Genomic DNA, 15,939 nt, shown 5'->3' on the forward strand with positions numbered 1-15,939 from the left:
AGCGACCAGCGGAACCTGTCAAAGCGATCAAGGCAGGTAGATCGTTCTAACGCTGTGCTGGGATCAGTGGGCCGTCTGGTGCCGGCTGGTTGATCCAGGCCGCTGCGGGGAGCTTGGGAGGCTCGGGTGGTTTGCGGACGAAGCGTTCGGGGTGCTTCGCGTAGACCGTCTGGAGGACGTCGGCACGCATCTCGCGGAGCTGCTCGGCGAGACCGAAGTGCACGTCGTAGGGCGTGTGCAGGCCGATCCCGGAGTGCCGATGCTCTTCGTTGTACCAGGTGAAGAACTGGGTGCACCACGCCCGGGCGTCCTCGAGGGATCCGAAACGCTCGGGAAAGTCGTGCCGGTATTTCAGGGTCTTGTACTGGCTCTCGCTGTACGGGTTGTCGTTCGACGTCTTCGGCCGCGAATGCGACTTGGTGACGCCGAGATGGGCCATCATCTGGGCGACGTTCTGCGCGACCATCGGGGACCCGCGGTCCGAGTGGATCGTCAACTGCCCTGGTTCGATACCGTACTTGGCGATCGACTCGGACAGGAACCGCTCGGCGAGGTCCTTGTTCTCGTGGGCGGCGATCATCCAGCCGACCGTGTAGCGGCTGAAGATGTCGATGATCGTGTAGAGGCAGTAGTAGACGCCCTTGACCGGCCCCTTCAGCTTCGTGATGTCCCAGCTCCATACCCGGTTCGGGCCCTCGGCGACCAGCTCGGGAACGGTCCGGGGCGGGTGGACGGCCTGGCGGCGGCGTTCACGGACCTCGCCATGCCGTCGCAGGAGCCGGTACATCGTCGACTCCGAGCACAGGTAGACACCCCGGTCCAGGAGCACCGCGTAGATCTCGGCGGGCGCCATGTCGGCGAACTCCAGGGAATGGAGCACGTCGAGGACCCGTATCTCCTCCTCGGGTGTGAGAGCGCGGGCGTGTCGGCGCCGTTCTGGCCGCGGCTTGGCCGGGGCGGGGCTTCGGCGGTGTTGGCGGTAGTAGGTGGCACGGCTCACGCCGAGAGCGGCGCATGCCTGGACGCGTCCGACCAGCCCGCTGAGCTCTTCAAGGGCCTGATTGCGGGCGGTGTTGAACGCCACGGCCGCGAGCTGGGCTTCGGTCACTGGTTCTTCTCGCCGTTCCGGGTCGGGGCGCTGTCCGTGGCGAACTGGTCGAGCAGCGCGGAGAGTTTTCCCTGGACCTCGATGACGGTGCGGGCCTTCGCGAGGTCGGCTTCCAGGCGGGCTTTCTCCGCCTTGAGCTTCTCGATCTCCTTGTCCCTGGGGTCCGCCTTCGGCCGTCCGGCCGACGCGGCGAGCGCGTCCAGGGCACCCTTGTCCCGCTGTTGCCGCCACGTCGTGATCAGCGACGAATACAGGCCCTCCCGCCGCAGCAGAGCACCCTTGCCCTTCTTGTCCAACGTCTCGTACTCCGCGAGGATCCTCGCCTTGTACTCCGCGGTATACCGGCGCGGACCGGCCGAACGGGCTTCTACCTGCGGATCAGGGGTCCCGTGGTCATTCGTGCTGGCCACCCGGGCACTACTCCTTCTCCGCCCTCGACTCAATGAATCATCCAGTATACCTGACTCGATCTACTTTGACAGAGAGGGCAGGAAGTCGGCCAGCTTGGCCAGACTCCAGGTCGAAAACGGCAGGCCGTGCTCGGCCGGCCTGGACTTGAAGATCTTCTTGATCTCCCGACGTTCCGGAAGGCTGAAGGTTCTCGGTCGGCCGCCCTTGTACTGGGGTAGAGCGCCTCGGAGCCGTCCGTGTTGAAGTCGTGAATCACATCGCGGACCCGGTCCGCGCTGGTGAACGTCGCCTCAACGATCTCCGCCACCACCATGCCCTGTGCTGACAGCAGCACCATCTGGGCCCGCCGCCACGTCACGACCGAGCCGGTGCCTGTGCGGATGATCCGCAGCAACCTCCGGCCTTCATCGTCATCGATCTCACGAACCCGTGCACGTTCTGCCACCCGGACAGACTCATGGTGACGCACCGCCTGCGCCAGCACCCGAGCGGCGCGTCAGATCACAACAGGGCAGACGCTGCTTGATGGGGCGCTAGATGCTCGCCGATGACATGGCGCGATGCGGTCTCGATGCCGCTGGCTCCCGGATTGTGGCGGCCGCCGACGAGAGGCAGGGTGGTGTCGAGACTGTTTGGGCGAGGCAGAAGGCACACAGCCTGTCACGTATGCGGGCTGTGGCTTGTCCTCATCGCGAAGCGAGTTGTGTGAGCCGGGAACTGGCGAACTTGGTCACCGCCGAACGAGTGGGTCGGTACACCGGTCCGGAATGCGGTGGCCGACGCAAGATCGTCCATTCCGGGCAGGCTTACGGAGGTGTGGTAGATGTCAGCGAAGAACCCAGAGCACGGGAGCGCCCACGAGGTCTCCTTGCCACCCGAAGTCAAGTTGCTGCAGGAAGTCACTCCGCCCTTCTTTCCCGAAGGTGGTTCGGGAATGACCATCCTCGTCGAGTGGCCTCCCGGTCACCCCGGGCTCCCTCCGCATCGCCACTCGGGCCCGTCGTTCGGCTACGTGATGGAGGGCGCGCTCCGGTTCGAGCTCGAGGGTGAGCCAGAGCGTGTGGTCGAGGCCGGTGGGACGTTCTGGGAGCCAGGCGGTGACGTGATCCACTACCAGGACGGCAACGCCCTGTCGGACGCACCGACCAAGTTCGTGGTGACCATGGTGTGCGCCCCGGGTCAGCCGATGCTCACGCTGGTCGACGAGGAGGAGCTGAAGGAACGGGCGCACCTGCGCGCCCCGCGTCCCTCCGAGGGCTGACCCGCGAGATCGACAAGAGTGCGGAGTCCGGAACACCGATCCAGGTGCCGGGCTTTGCAGCAACCTCGGCCTTCATCGTTATCGATCTCACGAACCCGCACAACGTTCTGCCTGTGCCGCTCGAAAACACGATTCTGGGCCTGACTGGCAGTTCCCAGCCCAGAAGACCGGCCCGCACAGCATCTGCGACGATCCTTCGATGCCGCTGTCCACCGTCACCGCGCTCGTTCGGACTCTGATCACGGTGCCCGCAGCCATCCTGCGCAGCCGCGTGGCCAGGACGTAGAGTTTCTCGCGTCGCGGCACGAGAACGCAGTGCTGCGGCGTCAGATCGCCCGGGTCCGCTACGAGCCCGCCGACCGGATCTGGCTCGCCGCGCTCTCGCGGTTGGTCCCGCGCGAGCGCCGGCGCCAGGCCTTCGCGGTCTCCCCCACCACACTGCTGGCCTGGCACCGGCGACTCGTCGCCCGGAAGTGGACGTTCACCCGGCACCGCCGCCCCGGCAGACCCTCCACAGCGTCCGCCGTCAAGCAGCTCATCCTGCGCCTGGCCCGGGAGAACAGCAGCTGGGGCCACCGCCGGATACAGGGCGAACTCGCCCGCCTCGGCTACCCGATCGCCCCATCCACGGTCTGGGAGATCCTCCACGCCGCCAACATCGAACCCGCCCCGCAGCGCTCCGGCCCAACCTGGCGGCAGTTCTTGACCGCCCAGGCCCACGGCATCACCGCCGCCGACTTCCTGCACCTCGACACCGTGTCGCTGGGGCGCCTGTACGCGCTGGTCTTCATCGAGCACCGCACCCGCCGCGTCCACCTCGCCGGCGTCACCGCCCACCCCAGCGCCGCGTCGACCGTTCAGCAGGCCAGGAACCTCGCCATGACGCAGGGGTGCCGGATGGACTCGCTGCGCTTCCTCCTCCGGGACCGGGACAGCAAGTACACCGGCGAACGCAATCTGCGAGAGAGTCGTGGGCACCCTGCGCCGCGAGGTGCTCGACCGGGTGCTGATCTACAAAAAGACCCACGCCCAAGCGGTGCTCGCCGACCACATCCGGCACTACAACGGGCACCGCCCCCACCAGTCCCGGGCGCAGCTACCCCCGGCCAGCGACGCACCGCCCACCGCGGCCACCGTCACCGACCTCCAGGCGCACCGGATCCGGCGACGCCCCGTCCTCGGCGGCCTGGTCAACGAGTACCTCCGCGCCATCTAACCGAACCCCATCACCGCAGCTCACAGAACCAATTCGCATTTTCGAGCGGCACAGGCCCTACACGGCTTACCTCTCGGTCGCCTGATAAGAGCAGATCTCAACAGGCCTCACAACAGAGCGCATTCGCGGAGCTACCCCAATCAGCCGTTGGCTTTCAAGGGGTTGTTGGTGGTTTCGCGACGGCCGCCGACACCGATGCTTCGCAGGCGGCCATCCATTGCGCGCCGCTGGCTGACGCGCCCGCTGCCGCGAGGGCCTTGAGCCCACCGAGCAGGCCCTCACCCGCCAGCGGACCGACCACGTCGAGGCCGAGACCTCGCGTCACGATGCCCCTAGGCGATCACATACGGTGACGGATAATCCACACTCTCCAAGGAAAACGGCACGAGGGCGACGGACGGGATTCGGTCTTCGGTGCATCGCATGCGGAGAGCGGAGCGGCGTACGGTCGCCGGGCACGTCCGTCCGGATACCCGGTCACCTGCGTCGGGCGGACGGACGGAGGCCGCGACCGCTACTCAGGCGCGGGCCATGGGTGTGGCGACCGGGTATTCGGCCAGGGACCACGCCTGCCGTTCGCCCGCTCCGGATCACCCAGGAGATCAGCAGGTCATTGGTGCCGTCGTCACCCCATTCAGCGGTCCGGGCGGCACATCCTCCACCTCGTCCGGGGGCCGTGGGATCGACGTGATCTCGGTGACGTGCCGGTCTCCCACCGCGACGCCGCCCAGTGCGCTCCGCCGTCCTCGGCTCGGCACCGCTCACGGACGTCTTGCCACGCCGAGAGTCACTTCGCCGCGCTCGGGGTGGAGCGGTGGTACGAACGGGCAGAACTCCGCTCGGCGGGCGAAAGGCACCAACCGTCAAAGCCGTACCGAGTGGGGCCCTGTTCACACCTCAGGAACTACAGATCGTCCAGCTCGCAGCGGAAGACCCCACGGGGCTTGGGATCACCTCCCACAGCGAATCACATATGAAACTTTCTGGACATTAGCGAACAAGATTGCTATTACTTAGCAAATTACGCCACCAGAGTGAGTCATTCATAAAGGTGATGTTTTAGTGAAACGCAGAGAGTCGGCCGAGGAACTGCGGAGACTGCCGTTCCATGAGCTCGCCGTGGCCGCGGCTCGCGCCGTGGCTCAGGGCGCGGCCCTGATGGCGGCCGTGTTCGGCGCGGCGGGTCTGTCTGGCTGGATCCTCGGCAACGGCGTGCTGAAGAGCGTGGTGCCCGGCGTTGCCGCGTCCATGAAGCCGGACACCGCCTTGGCTCTGCTGGTGCTGGGCCTCTCCGTGTTCATGGTGGCTCGCAGACCCGTAGCCCCGCGGGCGATCGCCGTGTCCCGTGCGGCCGCGCTCCTGGCCGCCTTGATCGGTGGGCTTGTCCTTGTGGAGTACATGACCGGGGCGAGCCTGGGCATCGATGAGTTTCTCTTCAAGGACGACACCGCCCGAATGGCAACAGGGGTGCCGGGACGGATGGCACCGGACACGGCTGTGGCACTGGCGCTGGGGGGTGCGGCGTCCCTGTGCGCGAGCACATCCCGACTGCCCGCCTGGACGAGTCAGATCCCAGGCTTGGCCGTCCTCAGTCTGGGCATGCTGCGGCTCTACGGGTTCGCCTACACCGTGCCTGAGCTGGAACGGTTCGGTGACCACACGGGCATGGCTCTGTACACCGCGCTCGCCTTGGTACTGCTGGGCCTCGCGGCCTTCGTGGCCCGACCGGAGGAAGGCCCTGCGGGCCTGCTGCTGAACGCGGGCACCACAGGCGCGCTGGGCCGCCGACTGTTCGCCACCACCCTGGTGGCGCCGCTGCTGCTGGGCCGGGGCGTCCTGGCCGGTGAAGACGCGGGGCTGTACGGGACGCGTCTGGGCATCGCGCTGCTGGTGTGCGGTCACGTGGCCGTGTTCATCGTGGTCATCTTCGCCGCCTTGGTCGTGGGCCGCCGCATCGAGATGGCGCACGCGCGTGCCGAAGGGCAGGTGCGACAGAACGAACTGCTGCAGGCGTTCATGGACCACACGCCCGCGGTGATGTTCATCAAGGACCTGGACGGTCGCTTCCTGGCGGTCAACACGAGGTTCGAGGAGAGCACGGGCCTGTCCCGCTCACGGGTACTGGGCTGCCGGGAACGGGACGTCATGACGCCGGACATCGCGCATCAGGCGCGGCTGGCCGACCTCGACATGCTGGCACGGGGCACCCCCGTACAGCGGCAGGAGAGTTTCGACCTGCCAGGAGGTCCACGGGACTTCCTCACCACCTTGTTCCCACTCAACGATCCGTGCGGCTCGCCCTACGCCGTGGCCGGCGTGCTCGCCGACATCACCGAGCGAGTCGCGGCCCAGCGCGAGGTTCAGCGGGCCAACCGGCGCTTCCTCGCGCTGCTGGAATCCGCACCCGACGCCACCCTGATCACCGACGGCGACGGCATCATCGTCATGGCCAACGCACAGGTGGAGTCACTGTTCGGCCATGCGCCGGCTGACATCGTCGGCGCCAAGGTCGAGGACCTGGCGCCCGGCCCACGGCGTCCCTTGCACAGCACGCTGCTGCGCCGGTACCTGCGGCTGGCCGACCCGAAGCCGGCAGTCCTGGACCGGGGACTGTACGGGCTGCACAGCGACGGCGGTGTGTTCCCCGTTGAGGTGAGCGTCAGCACCTTCCAGGCCGAACAGGACACGCTGGTGTTCCTGACCGTGCGGGACATCACCGAACGCAGACAGGCCGAGGCCGCACACACCGAGCGCTACGAGCAGCAACGACACATCGCCTACACCCTGCAGCACAGCCTCATGGGCGAGCCGCCCTGCCTGCCGCACCTGCCCAGCGCCCACCGGTACCTGGCGTCCGTCCAAGACCCTGGGCTCGGCGGTGACTGGTTCGACATCATTCCCCTGGACAGGAACCGCACTGGCATCGTCATCGGCGACGTGATGGGCCGGGGCCTGGACGCGGCGGCCGTCATGGGCCAGCTGCGCGCCGCCGCCCACGCCCTGGCCCGTACGGGCATACCCCCCTGCCAGGTCATGACCGGTCTTGACGCGTTCGTCAGCGACCTGGCGGACCAGCTGGTCACCTGCTGCTACCTGGTGATCGACCACGACGCCCGGGAGGTCACCCTGTGCTCGGCCGGACACCTCCCGGTTATCGCAGTGACCCCCAGAGGAGCTGCCCACCGGCTGCAGACACCGATCAGTGTGCCGCTGGGCGTCAACGATTCGTGCGGCGTCGGGCTGTCATTCCAGGAGACGACTCATCGGCTGCCGCCGGGCAGCACTCTCGCGCTCTTCACCGACGGACTGGTCGAGAGGCCCGGCACGGACATCGACTCCCAGATCGACGTCCTCGCGCGCACCCTCGACATCGCGCTGAAGGACGCTCCCGCCGGCCCGGAGATCCTCGATGAGGCCACGGCCCGGCTGATCGGGGCCCTCATTCCGGACCCGGTCGCCCATGACGACGACGTGACACTGCTCCTGATCGCCATGCCCGAGCCGGAGGAGGCCGCCGCGGGTCCGACCGCACGGGAAACGCGTAAAGTCCTGTTCTGAAAGGGCATTGATCGCCTCATACGGTGCCGCGACGACCTCGGATTCAAGAGCTCGGGAACAGGAGCCCGGGCCGCCTGTCCCCAGCCGGGCTTGTACAGCTCACACTGGCCGTACGGTTCGGCCAGGTTCTCAAGGACTCCGTGCCAAACCGGGCGAGCTTCGCGCGGGTGTCGGCGGTGAATCGCCACGGTTGCGGTAGGCGTAGACGCCGACGGCGGCCGCCACAATCCCGGCGGCCACGGGGTGGGCGCGGACCAGGCGCGCGGCACCGTATAGGCCGTAGCCGGTCCCCATGACCGCGTTGCCGCTGGCCTGCATGCCGGCTTCCGCCTTGCCGATCCGTCAGAACAACCCATACGTCCCTCCATCCCGGTACGGCGATGCCCTGGCGGATCAGGTCGGGGTCTTCGGCGAACAGCACGACGGGCGCGAGGACGCCGGCCAGCTGCAGGATGCCGACGTCGCTGAGGTTGTTTCCTGGCTACGGCCTTTGCCAAACCTGCGCGGCAAGGCCTCACCCGATGGGTCGTGAGCGGGCGACCCAGGGTGGAGCTTGGCGGGCCGGCACGACGGCCGGACCGTGCCCTGCCAGTCCCCTCCGGCGGCCGTTTGGACTCAGCCGCCGCTCTTGCGCCGAAACGACCGCTGACTCGCAGCCGGGCCGTGCGCCCCGCGGATCTTCGACGCGTCGGTGTTCGCAGCGAGGGCGGCCGCGTCCGCCTGCATGCCCCGCTTGCGCGCCAGGGCGTCCCGGAACTTGCGTTTCAAGTCATCCTGCCCGTCGTCGTCGGGTGCCGGCGCGGGCTCCTCCATGTCGGCCGGCTCCGAACCTTCTTGCGGTGAGGGCTCTGCAGTCATGGTGACCTCCGGGTTCGGGCAGTGGGAAGCACAGCTTGTCATGAATCATGGTGTCCGCGATCAGGCCCCCAGTCCGGGCGCGCGTCCGCGAAGGTTGGTGAGTGTCGACGGTCACCCAATTCGGCTCTGTCGGAGATCTTGTGACAGGGCTGGTAATTCGCCAGGCGCCCGACAGGTCGGTCGGCATGTCCCCGTAGAACAACGACGACTCACAGCTGATCACGGCGACGCTACTGCCGGCCTGCACTCGGCACGGCCGGCCGTCGACCCCATGGCTTGAAGACGGACAAGATGACGTTGGCGAGATACAGCAGGAGCGCGACGGCCGGGACGATCACCATGTTGTAGCGGATGAATCCCAGATCCATGGCTGAGATGGGGCCCACCGGATGCCGGGTCACCGCATCCGCCGCGTCGTGGAGTCTGGCAGTGAGGGCAAATCGAGGCCACCGTCGCCGCCAGGGTCAGCCAGAACTTGGCACTGACCCAGTAGTACCGAAACAGGCCCCACGGCGTGGCGAGCGCCAGCATCACACCGCTGACCAACGTGAGCAGGCTCAGTGGGATGATCAGAACGTTCCCCAGCATCCCCATCGCCCGGTAGGCGGTCCGTAGGGTGTCGGCATTGTTCGTCGCGAGCGCCGTCGTCCCCAGGGTGAACAGGCAGAGCATCAGGGCCAACCAACTGACAGAGACGACCACATGCACGACGACCATGCTCTTACGGGCCGTCTGAGGCAACCGGTGGCCTGAACGCCGTTGTGGGCCATCGCCAGCGGGCGTCGTCACCGTCGATGATCCGGCGGAGGGGGGCATAGATACCTCAATCAGGTCAGGGTCACATGCACGCGGCCAGGCTCTCCCTTCTGACCGTCCAGGGCGTCCGTCGGCGGAAGTAACTCCCGCTGCTCCGACGCGAGTACGGTCGGCACTCCGAGCAGTTCAGCGGATGGATCTACGCCACCGGGAGTACGCCCACGGCCTTCCTGCGCGGGACGTCCCACAGGAGCCGCTCTGTGATGGTGAAGACAGCGGGGCCGGGACTTCCGCTCCGCCGTCACCACTTACCTCAGGAGGGTCGCCTCCGTGACCACCGCCACGCTCACCCGCACGAGCGCCCAGCGCCGGGACCTTGGCGCTCTGACCGGCGCGCTGTACGTCCTGTTCTTCGTGGCCAGTCTCGTCATCGCCGGGGCGCTGGGCCCGTCCGGCACGGTAACGCCGTACTCCAGCGACGCCGAAGTACAGGCGTATCGGCTGAAGGATCCAGCCAGGCTGGACGATCTCTTCCGCATTCTCGGCCTGCTCCAGGGGCTGTCCGCCCTCGCGCTGCTGGCGTTCGTCCCCTGTCTGACCGCGTTCGTCCGCAGGTACGGCAGCGACGCCGCGGCGGGCATGGTCCGCGCGCTGGCCACCGTCGCCGGAGCCCTCCTCCTGCTCTCCGCCAGCACCAGCTGGGTTCTGGCCCAGATCAGCTCCAAGGCGGAGCTGTCCACGTATCGGGCCGTCTCGGACCTGTCCTTCATCACCGGTGCCGGACCGGCCATCGCCACCCTTGGCGTGGCGATCTTCCTGGTCGCCGCGACGGGACGCGCCAGCCACGCCTTGCCCGCCTGGGTCACGTGGAGCGGCATCGTGATCGGGGTGGCCGGCGTATTGTCGATGAGCTCGCTCGTCGCCGAAGGCGGCTCGGTCTTCATCCCGGTCGGTCGTTTCCTTGGCTTCGTCTGGTTCGTCGCGCTCAGCGTGTTGCTGTGGCGGCGCGGTGGGCGGACGGATGATCTCACCGGTTCCAGCACGCCGCGGTATCTGTGAGGCCGACGCCGAGCAGGAGCGTGGAAACCGGATCTGTGGTCACCGTCGGCGGCCGTCGTCCCCATGGGGAAACGGGCGCTGTCGGAGATCTTGTAACCGATTAGCGGTCATGGGCTGTGAAGGATGCGTTTGCGGAGAAGCGAGAGGTGCGCGCGACCGAAGCCCATGCGCCGGTCAGTCAACGTGACAGCGCCTCGCTGTCCGATGCGTGTCAGAGCTCGCAGTCCCATCCTGAAGTAGCTGCATTTGAGTGGTTCACGGCCGGACCGATGCGGCGCCGAAGTCCGCATGGTCGCCACTGTGGACAACCGACGCACAGTCGGGCCCCTACCCGCCCTGCACGCCTTCGCCGACGGCCTTCGGCGTGATTACCAGGCTGTCACCGCGGGCCTTACGCTGCCCTGGAGTTCCGGCCCTGTCGAAGGCCACGTCAACCGGATCAAGATGCTGAAGCGACAGATGTATGGGAGAGCCGGCTTCGCACTACTCCGCAAACGAGTCCTCCTGGCCTGACCCAAACCACACTCCGTCACCCCGTCACGGAAATCTTGACTGAGCCTCTCCATGACGCCGCCGCACGCGAGGACGTGGTCGCAGCGAGGACGCACCAACGTGGTGCGGGTCCGCGGCCGCTCCCGCAGACGCGTCTCCATCGCCGCGCTGACCTGCTACAAACCCGGCCACAGGTCGCGTCTGATCTACCGGCCCCGCCGTGACGACGGCAACCACGACGGCCGCAAGAGCTTCTCCTGGCGTGACTACCGGGACCTGCTCATCGCGGCCCACCAGCAACTCGGCGGACCGATCGTGCTCGTGTGGGACAACCTCAACGTCCACAAGGCTGCAGGCCTGCGGGAGTTCCCGAGACCCGGGACTGGCTGACCATCTACTACCTGCCGCCCTATGCCCTCGACGTCAATCCCGTCGAGGGCATCTGGTCCCTGCTACGGCGCGGATGGCTCTCCAGCGTCGCCTTCACCACCCCAGAGCACCTCATGCAGCGCGTGCGAAGCGGCCTCCGCCACATCCAGTACCGCAACCACCTCATAGACGGCTGCCTTACCGAGACAGGACTGACGATCAGCCCGTGATCACCGACGGGACATCACGAGCTCAACGTCCGTGACGGAGGACCGGGCAGTCCACCCTGGGATCGAGCTTGGGCAAGTGTCAGTCCAGCCAGGTGATCAGCGCGTTGCCGTCCTGGCCTGCTGCTTGGAAGTACGGCGCCAGGGGGAGGTCCCGGGAGGGTGTGTGACAGGCCCGACAGTTCATTGGATCAGGTCGGTGTGTGGATGTTCGGGAGAGATCGGACAAACGTAGAGCTGCATATGGTCCGTGCTGCCGACTTCGACCTTCGTCGGCTGCACCGGGTCCTGGCCGGCGTCATGAGTCGCGTAGGCGGCGGCTTGGTCTTCGTATGGCGCCCAGCCGCGTAGCTCACCACCGTCCCATTCGAAGGAGGCGATGGTCAGCAGCGGGACCATCTGAGCGTCGCAGACAGCGCAGAATCGGCGATACGGGTCGGTGCGGCCCCACCGAGGCCAGCCGCCGACCTTCCAGCCGGGAGCGTCAGCCAGATTGCCGTCATAGAACTCCGCCGGATAGTCCGCGTACGAGCTGTCCACGCCGACGCCAGCTGCCTGCCACCTGCTCCAGTCCCCCACCGCCAGCCGCATCTCCGGGCTCAGATCAAGGCTGTTGGGATACTCGGTGACTGCTTCTGGTGCCAGCAGACACGGCTCCGGCACATAGCCTCGCCAGTCCGCCTCGTACGGTTCCGGCGGAGTGGCGACGATTTCGATGGTCATGCACTCGTCGCTTTCCTGCGTACACGCACCGCCGGGGGCGCGGTCCGTTCACCCGATCGCGCCTGCCCTGTCGACGACGGCGCTGGCGGATGGGACCGGAATGACGACCACGCGCACGTGGAGCCGACGGACCGCCAGGTCGCGGACGACTTCGGGGGTGGCATTGAAATCGCATGGCGTTGTCGACCACTGGCAGGTCCGGCAACGAGACCTGGGGCAGCGGCAACGTGATGGCCACGGCCGCCTCCATGGGCTTGTCACCGACATCACCGCCCAGCGTGGCCTGCGCGCTGTTGCGGGGCAACCATCTGGCTATTCGCGCTGGTTCAAAGCCCTGGTCAACTGCCGGTTGGCTTCCCGGGCGGCCTCCAGTTCGGCCTCGCGCTCCTCCAAGGACGCGGTCAGGTCGACGTTGTGCTGTTCGAGCCGGGTAATCGTGCGTGAACGGGTCCGGCACGGGCCGCAGGGCACACGAGCGTCGTTGGAGCACATGCCTCCTCACTCGACAGCCGAGGAGGTCCGGTCAGAGCCGGGGCTGTCGGGAATTCGCAAGAGCCTTGGAGCAGTGGCTTCTTCTCCGTGCTCCTTCGTCCAGGTCCGGAGCGTGTACAGACGGCCGTCGTCGGTCTCCTCGGCAAGAACGATCTTCACCTCGGACAGGCTTCCGTGGCTGCCCACCCACTCTCGGTACCGGTCGAGAGCCGTGTCGGGGTTGGCCCACGTTCCTTCGACGGCCGGGCCGTCGGGCGTGAACTGCATCCTGACGTGGTACGTCATCGGTCCCCTCCTGACTGCCACTGCCCGGAAGCGTCCACGTCGGCGGCTTGCGGCTGACAGTCGCGCGCCGATCGCGAGGGGTGCGGGGTAGAGCATGCTGTGCCCGTATCGGGCGCGGGCGCGGTCAGCGACGGCTTCGATCGCGAGGGGCTTGTCGTCGGCGGTGTCGAGGGTGAGCTGGCGAGTGGCCATGGCAGCGGGCCGAAGGGCGTCGGCGCGCAGTGCGATGTCCCGTACCCGGGCGCGCTGCAGGCCGAGGGATTCGTACAGGGCACAGGCGGTACGCGCCAGGAGCGGGGTGTCAATCCCCTCGGACTGTGGAGATCTTCTAAGCGGCCAGCTCCAAGGCGGAGTTGGCGCGGTGGTCGTGCTCGTAGTCGATCGGACTCTGATACCCACATACGCTGTGTAGTCGGTGTGTGTTGTAGAAGCCGGTGATCCAGGTCGCGAGCCCGTAGCGACGCCCTGTTATCCGTTCGGACCTCTTGCACGTACCCATCGCTGGGGAGTGTGTGCGAGGGCACGGTAGGAGCAGATCAGAAGTGGTCCATGAGGACGTGGGCCTGGCCTGTACCCCGTACCGGGGAGCGCAAGGCCGGGGAGTTCGTTCTGCCAGGTCAGGCGAGGCGCCATCGGAGCCGTCGCCCGCGACACGCCGCGCAGTTCGCACCCTGGGACAGAGATAGGAGTTCCGGGCCGTGACGGGAGCTCAGGAGCGACAGTACGCATCACGCAGCACACCCCGTCCCCGCCCGGCTCAAGCGACAGACCTCAGCCCGGATCGCCCCCGTAACGAAACGGTGCGAGCAGACGTGCTGCCGACATCCCGTCTGCTCGGCGGGTAGTGGCTGCGCCACACCGGGCCCTTACATGGCCGTGGTCATCCGAGGGCGTTCCAGAACGCGCAGTGGTGGCGGGGCTGTGCCGTGCGGGTGGGGACGATGTGGTCCGGCGCCAGGGACAGCGCCGTCTGGCGCGCCCAGTGGGGCGACGACGGGCCGTTGGGGTCGGCGGTGCGGGCGAAGCGGGTCCAGTAGTCGATCATGGTGTCGGCCAGCCGGTGCTGTGCCGCGGTCAGGTCACGGGGGCGGCGGCCCAGGTCGAACAGGTAAGGGAGTTCGCTCGCGTGCGGTGCGCCGAGCGGGAACGGCGGTGTGCCCGAGGTGACGGGCGGGGCGTGCTCGTCGGCGAACTCGTAGCGCCAGACGGGCACATGGGCGGCGAGCAGGCCCTCGGCGCGCGCCGTCGGGCAGGCGAAGTCGGCGTCGCCGATGACCGCGCCGAACACCGGTCCCCCGTCGGTGCGGTGCACCGGATACTCCCGGACGATCGTCTTCGCCTGCCCCGGCGAGGGGAAGAAGGCGGCCACGACGTCGGGCCAGGTGTCCGGGCTGACGGGATGGCCGGCCTGGACAATCCCGGCGGCCCAGCCGTTGCCCTCGTCGTGGTTGTTGCCGATGAGCACGGGAACGTGGTGGAAGCGGCCGGCGGCGATCGCCGCCGCGGGGTCGCTGGGCAGCAACGGGGTGGTGTGAGCGGGCTGTTGCTCGGTGTCCTGGGCCGCGAGCAGACGGGAAACGCCCACCCGTCGCAGGCAGGCCAGAACGTCCCGGGCGGAGCCGCAGCCGACCTTTGCCGCGAGGTCCGCGCCCGCGGCGCGCGCCGCGTTCAGGGGGACAGAGGACGGGGCGAACGGCCGGTCGGGGCGGCCTGTGCAGGGGCCGCTCTCGATGATCGCCCGGTCGAAGAGTCCTACGGCGGCGGGTGAGGCGAGCTGGGCGCAGACGCTGTAGCCCCCCGCCGACTCACCGGCCAGCGTTACGTTGTGCGTGTCGCCGCCGAAGGCGCCGATCTCGGTGCGGACCCAGTGCAGCGCCGCCTGCTGGTCGGCCAGGCCGAAGGTGCCAGAGCCGGGCAGCCCCCTGTGCGCGAGGAAACCGAGGGCGCCGAGGCGGTAGTTGACGGTGACGACCACGGCGTCGCCGCGGGTGGCCATGCGGTGGGCGTCGTAGGAGTTGCCCGCTCCGGTGGTGAAGCCGCCGCCGTGCAGCCACACGATCACCGGCCGGGGGCGTGCCGGTCCTGCGCTGTCGGGCGTCGTGACGTTGAGGTGGAGACAGTCCTCGTCGGTGCTGCCGCCGGGCACCTCGCCGGCCGGCTGCGGGCAAGCGCTCGCGGGCCGGGTCGCGTCCCGTACCCCGGACCAGGGTGCCGCGCGGCGGGGCGGCGCCCAGCGCAGCCTGCCGACCGGGGGCGCCGCGTAAGGGATGCCTTCGAAGGTGCGGTAGCCGTCGTGGGCGGCGCCCCGCACCGGGCCGTCGTGAGTGCGTACCGTGGTGGTGGGCCGGGCAGGCTCGGGCGAGGGTATTGCGGACCAGGCCGTCGCGAGTACGACGGTCAGGGCGCAGCCCAGGGTGGTCAGGACGCGGTGCATGGTCATCGTCTCCCCATCCGGTCAGGTCAGCTGCCGCCCATGCCGCCCTGCGCGGCGATCATGGTCGTCGGTAGCGCGCGTACGGCTTTCTCCAGTCCGGGCGCCAGGGCGCCGAGGCACCCCGTGCAGGCGTCGATACGTGCCCGGAAGGTCTTCTGGTCCTGCCGTGACACGACCGAGCGGACGCCGCCCGCCACGGCCAGCGCCAGCAGCGCGGCGTCGGCGGCGGGGATCTCCCCCACGGGGCCGTCTCCGTGCAGCGCCGCGGACACGCGGCCGCGGAGCGCGGCGGGCACGGCGCGGTCCGTCACGGTCAGCCGCCATGTGCCGAAGCGGGTGCGGGGCGCCTTCAGGGTGAGGAGTCCCGCCGCGCCAAGCCGGTCCTCCACCTCCGTCAGGGTCCGCTTGCGGTGGCGGCGCATGAGGTGCTTCCAGCCGTGCCCGGCGCCGGCGGCGTCGCGCAGCACGCCATCCAGGACCAGGTCGCCGGTCGGCTCCGTGCCGGACACGGTAACCGTGCCGCCCACCTCACCCAGCCGGCCGCGCAACGCGAGGTCGGTCAGGGCGGCGGCACGGACCAGCAGCTGGGCCCGGGAACGGTCGTAGAGGCCTTCGGCCACGTCGTCGTAGGCGAGCAGATACATGAGGCAGGCCAGGTCGTCGATCACACCTCGACGCTAGGGCCGGCTA

The 15,939-nt window shown here is 68.2% G+C and carries 12 protein-coding genes and 6 pseudogenes; 7 read left to right on the forward strand and 11 right to left on the reverse strand.

Annotation, left to right across the window (positions count from 1 at the left end; translation table 11 throughout):
* Positions 1-46: 46 nt before the first annotated feature.
* From OG819_RS34735 to OG819_RS58710, 3 genes and pseudogenes are all read right to left on the reverse strand, one after another.
* Positions 47-1,108, reverse strand: coding sequence for an IS3 family transposase (locus OG819_RS34735; protein ID WP_266623315.1), 1,062 nt, complete (start codon positions 1,106-1,108; stop codon positions 47-49).
* Positions 1,105-1,518, reverse strand: coding sequence for a transposase (locus OG819_RS34740; RefSeq protein ID WP_266623313.1), 414 nt, complete (start codon positions 1,516-1,518; stop codon positions 1,105-1,107). Before OG819_RS34740 ends, OG819_RS34735 begins: the two co-directional genes overlap by 4 nt.
* Before the next feature lie 78 nt (positions 1,519-1,596).
* Positions 1,597-1,964, reverse strand: a pseudogene (locus tag OG819_RS58710) (transposase); the annotation flags it as partial.
* Positions 1,965-2,342: 378 nt separating this feature from the next.
* On the opposite strand from OG819_RS58710, the gene OG819_RS34750 reads away from it, so the two are divergent.
* Both OG819_RS34750 and OG819_RS34755 read left to right on the forward strand, forming a co-directional pair.
* Positions 2,343-2,780 carry a cupin domain-containing protein gene (locus OG819_RS34750; protein WP_266634008.1) on the forward strand — a complete coding sequence of 146 codons (438 nt, stop codon included), beginning with the start codon at positions 2,343-2,345 and terminating at the stop codon, positions 2,778-2,780.
* Positions 2,781-2,979: 199 nt separating this feature from the next.
* Positions 2,980-3,996, forward strand: a pseudogene (locus OG819_RS34755) (integrase core domain-containing protein).
* A gap of 518 nt (positions 3,997-4,514) precedes the next feature.
* Here the strand turns inward: OG819_RS34755 and OG819_RS34760 are convergent.
* Positions 4,515-4,727: pseudogene (locus tag OG819_RS34760) on the reverse strand (DNA starvation/stationary phase protection protein); the annotation flags it as partial.
* A gap of 331 nt (positions 4,728-5,058) precedes the next feature.
* Between OG819_RS34760 and OG819_RS34765 the strand changes: the two are divergent.
* Both OG819_RS34765 and OG819_RS34770 read left to right on the forward strand, forming a co-directional pair.
* On the forward strand, positions 5,059-7,554 hold the full coding sequence (locus OG819_RS34765; protein WP_266653089.1) for a SpoIIE family protein phosphatase: 2,496 nt from the start codon (positions 5,059-5,061) through the stop codon (positions 7,552-7,554).
* A 292-nt stretch (positions 7,555-7,846) separates the two neighbouring features.
* The gene (locus OG819_RS34770; protein ID WP_266653091.1) at positions 7,847-8,086 is read left to right on the forward strand and encodes a hypothetical protein; all 240 of its coding nucleotides are present in this window, start codon (positions 7,847-7,849) and stop codon (positions 8,084-8,086) included.
* An 83-nt stretch (positions 8,087-8,169) separates the two neighbouring features.
* On the opposite strand, the gene OG819_RS34775 is transcribed toward OG819_RS34770, so the two are convergent.
* Both OG819_RS34775 and OG819_RS34780 read right to left on the reverse strand, forming a co-directional pair.
* Entirely contained in the window at positions 8,170-8,412 is a 243-nt protein-coding gene (locus tag OG819_RS34775; protein WP_266634002.1) for a DUF5302 domain-containing protein, read from the reverse strand.
* Between the two features lie 230 nt (positions 8,413-8,642).
* Positions 8,643-8,780: a hypothetical protein gene (locus tag OG819_RS34780; RefSeq protein WP_266653093.1), complete on the reverse strand. Its 138-nt coding sequence runs from the start codon at positions 8,778-8,780 to the stop codon at positions 8,643-8,645.
* Between the two features lie 718 nt (positions 8,781-9,498).
* On the opposite strand from OG819_RS34780, the gene OG819_RS34785 reads away from it, so the two are divergent.
* The 3 genes and pseudogenes from OG819_RS34785 to OG819_RS34795 all read left to right on the forward strand — a co-directional run bounded on the left by OG819_RS34785 (position 9,499) and on the right by OG819_RS34795 (position 11,318).
* Positions 9,499-10,227: a hypothetical protein gene (locus tag OG819_RS34785; RefSeq protein WP_266653098.1), complete on the forward strand. Its 729-nt coding sequence runs from the start codon at positions 9,499-9,501 to the stop codon at positions 10,225-10,227.
* 327 nt (positions 10,228-10,554) lie between these two features.
* Positions 10,555-10,740, forward strand: a pseudogene (locus tag OG819_RS34790) (transposase); the annotation flags it as partial.
* Between the two features lie 51 nt (positions 10,741-10,791).
* Positions 10,792-11,318, forward strand: a pseudogene (locus OG819_RS34795) (transposase).
* 180 nt (positions 11,319-11,498) lie between these two features.
* On the opposite strand, the gene OG819_RS34800 reads toward OG819_RS34795, so the two are convergent.
* The 5 genes and pseudogenes from OG819_RS34800 to OG819_RS34820 form a co-directional block, all read right to left on the reverse strand.
* Positions 11,499-12,038, reverse strand: a complete 540-nt coding sequence (locus OG819_RS34800) for a hypothetical protein (protein ID WP_266653100.1) — start codon at positions 12,036-12,038, stop codon at positions 11,499-11,501.
* 312 nt (positions 12,039-12,350) lie between these two features.
* Positions 12,351-12,530: a hypothetical protein gene (locus tag OG819_RS34805; protein ID WP_266653102.1), complete on the reverse strand. Its 180-nt coding sequence runs from the start codon at positions 12,528-12,530 to the stop codon at positions 12,351-12,353.
* 387 nt (positions 12,531-12,917) lie between these two features.
* Positions 12,918-13,097, reverse strand: a pseudogene (locus tag OG819_RS34810) (hypothetical protein); the annotation flags it as partial.
* A gap of 598 nt (positions 13,098-13,695) precedes the next feature.
* Positions 13,696-15,255: a carboxylesterase family protein gene (locus OG819_RS34815; protein ID WP_266653104.1), complete on the reverse strand. Its 1,560-nt coding sequence runs from the start codon at positions 15,253-15,255 to the stop codon at positions 13,696-13,698.
* A gap of 20 nt (positions 15,256-15,275) precedes the next feature.
* The gene (locus OG819_RS34820) at positions 15,276-15,917 is read right to left on the reverse strand and encodes a GPP34 family phosphoprotein (protein WP_266653106.1); all 642 of its coding nucleotides are present in this window, start codon (positions 15,915-15,917) and stop codon (positions 15,276-15,278) included.
* Between the last annotated feature and the right edge of the window lie 22 nt (positions 15,918-15,939).

It is taken from the genome of Streptomyces sp. NBC_01549, assembly GCF_026339955.1.
Lineage (GTDB): Bacteria > Actinomycetota > Actinomycetes > Streptomycetales > Streptomycetaceae > Streptomyces.

Excerpts from the sequence above, each read along its gene's own strand:
- OG819_RS34800 (WP_266653100.1), bottom strand. The coding sequence starts at position 12,038 with ATGACCATCGAAATCGTCGCCACTCCGCCGGAACCGTACGAGGCGGAC.
- OG819_RS34750 (WP_266634008.1), top strand. The coding sequence starts at position 2,343 with ATGTCAGCGAAGAACCCAGAGCACGGGAGCGCCCACGAGGTCTCCTTG.
- OG819_RS34805 (WP_266653102.1), bottom strand. The coding sequence starts at position 12,530 with ATGTGCTCCAACGACGCTCGTGTGCCCTGCGGCCCGTGCCGGACCCGT.
- OG819_RS34780 (WP_266653093.1), bottom strand. The coding sequence starts at position 8,780 with ATGGATCTGGGATTCATCCGCTACAACATGGTGATCGTCCCGGCCGTC.
- OG819_RS34770 (WP_266653091.1), top strand. The coding sequence starts at position 7,847 with ATGACCGCGTTGCCGCTGGCCTGCATGCCGGCTTCCGCCTTGCCGATC.
- OG819_RS34815 (WP_266653104.1), bottom strand. The coding sequence starts at position 15,255 with ATGACCATGCACCGCGTCCTGACCACCCTGGGCTGCGCCCTGACCGTC.
- OG819_RS34775 (WP_266634002.1), bottom strand. The coding sequence starts at position 8,412 with ATGACTGCAGAGCCCTCACCGCAAGAAGGTTCGGAGCCGGCCGACATG.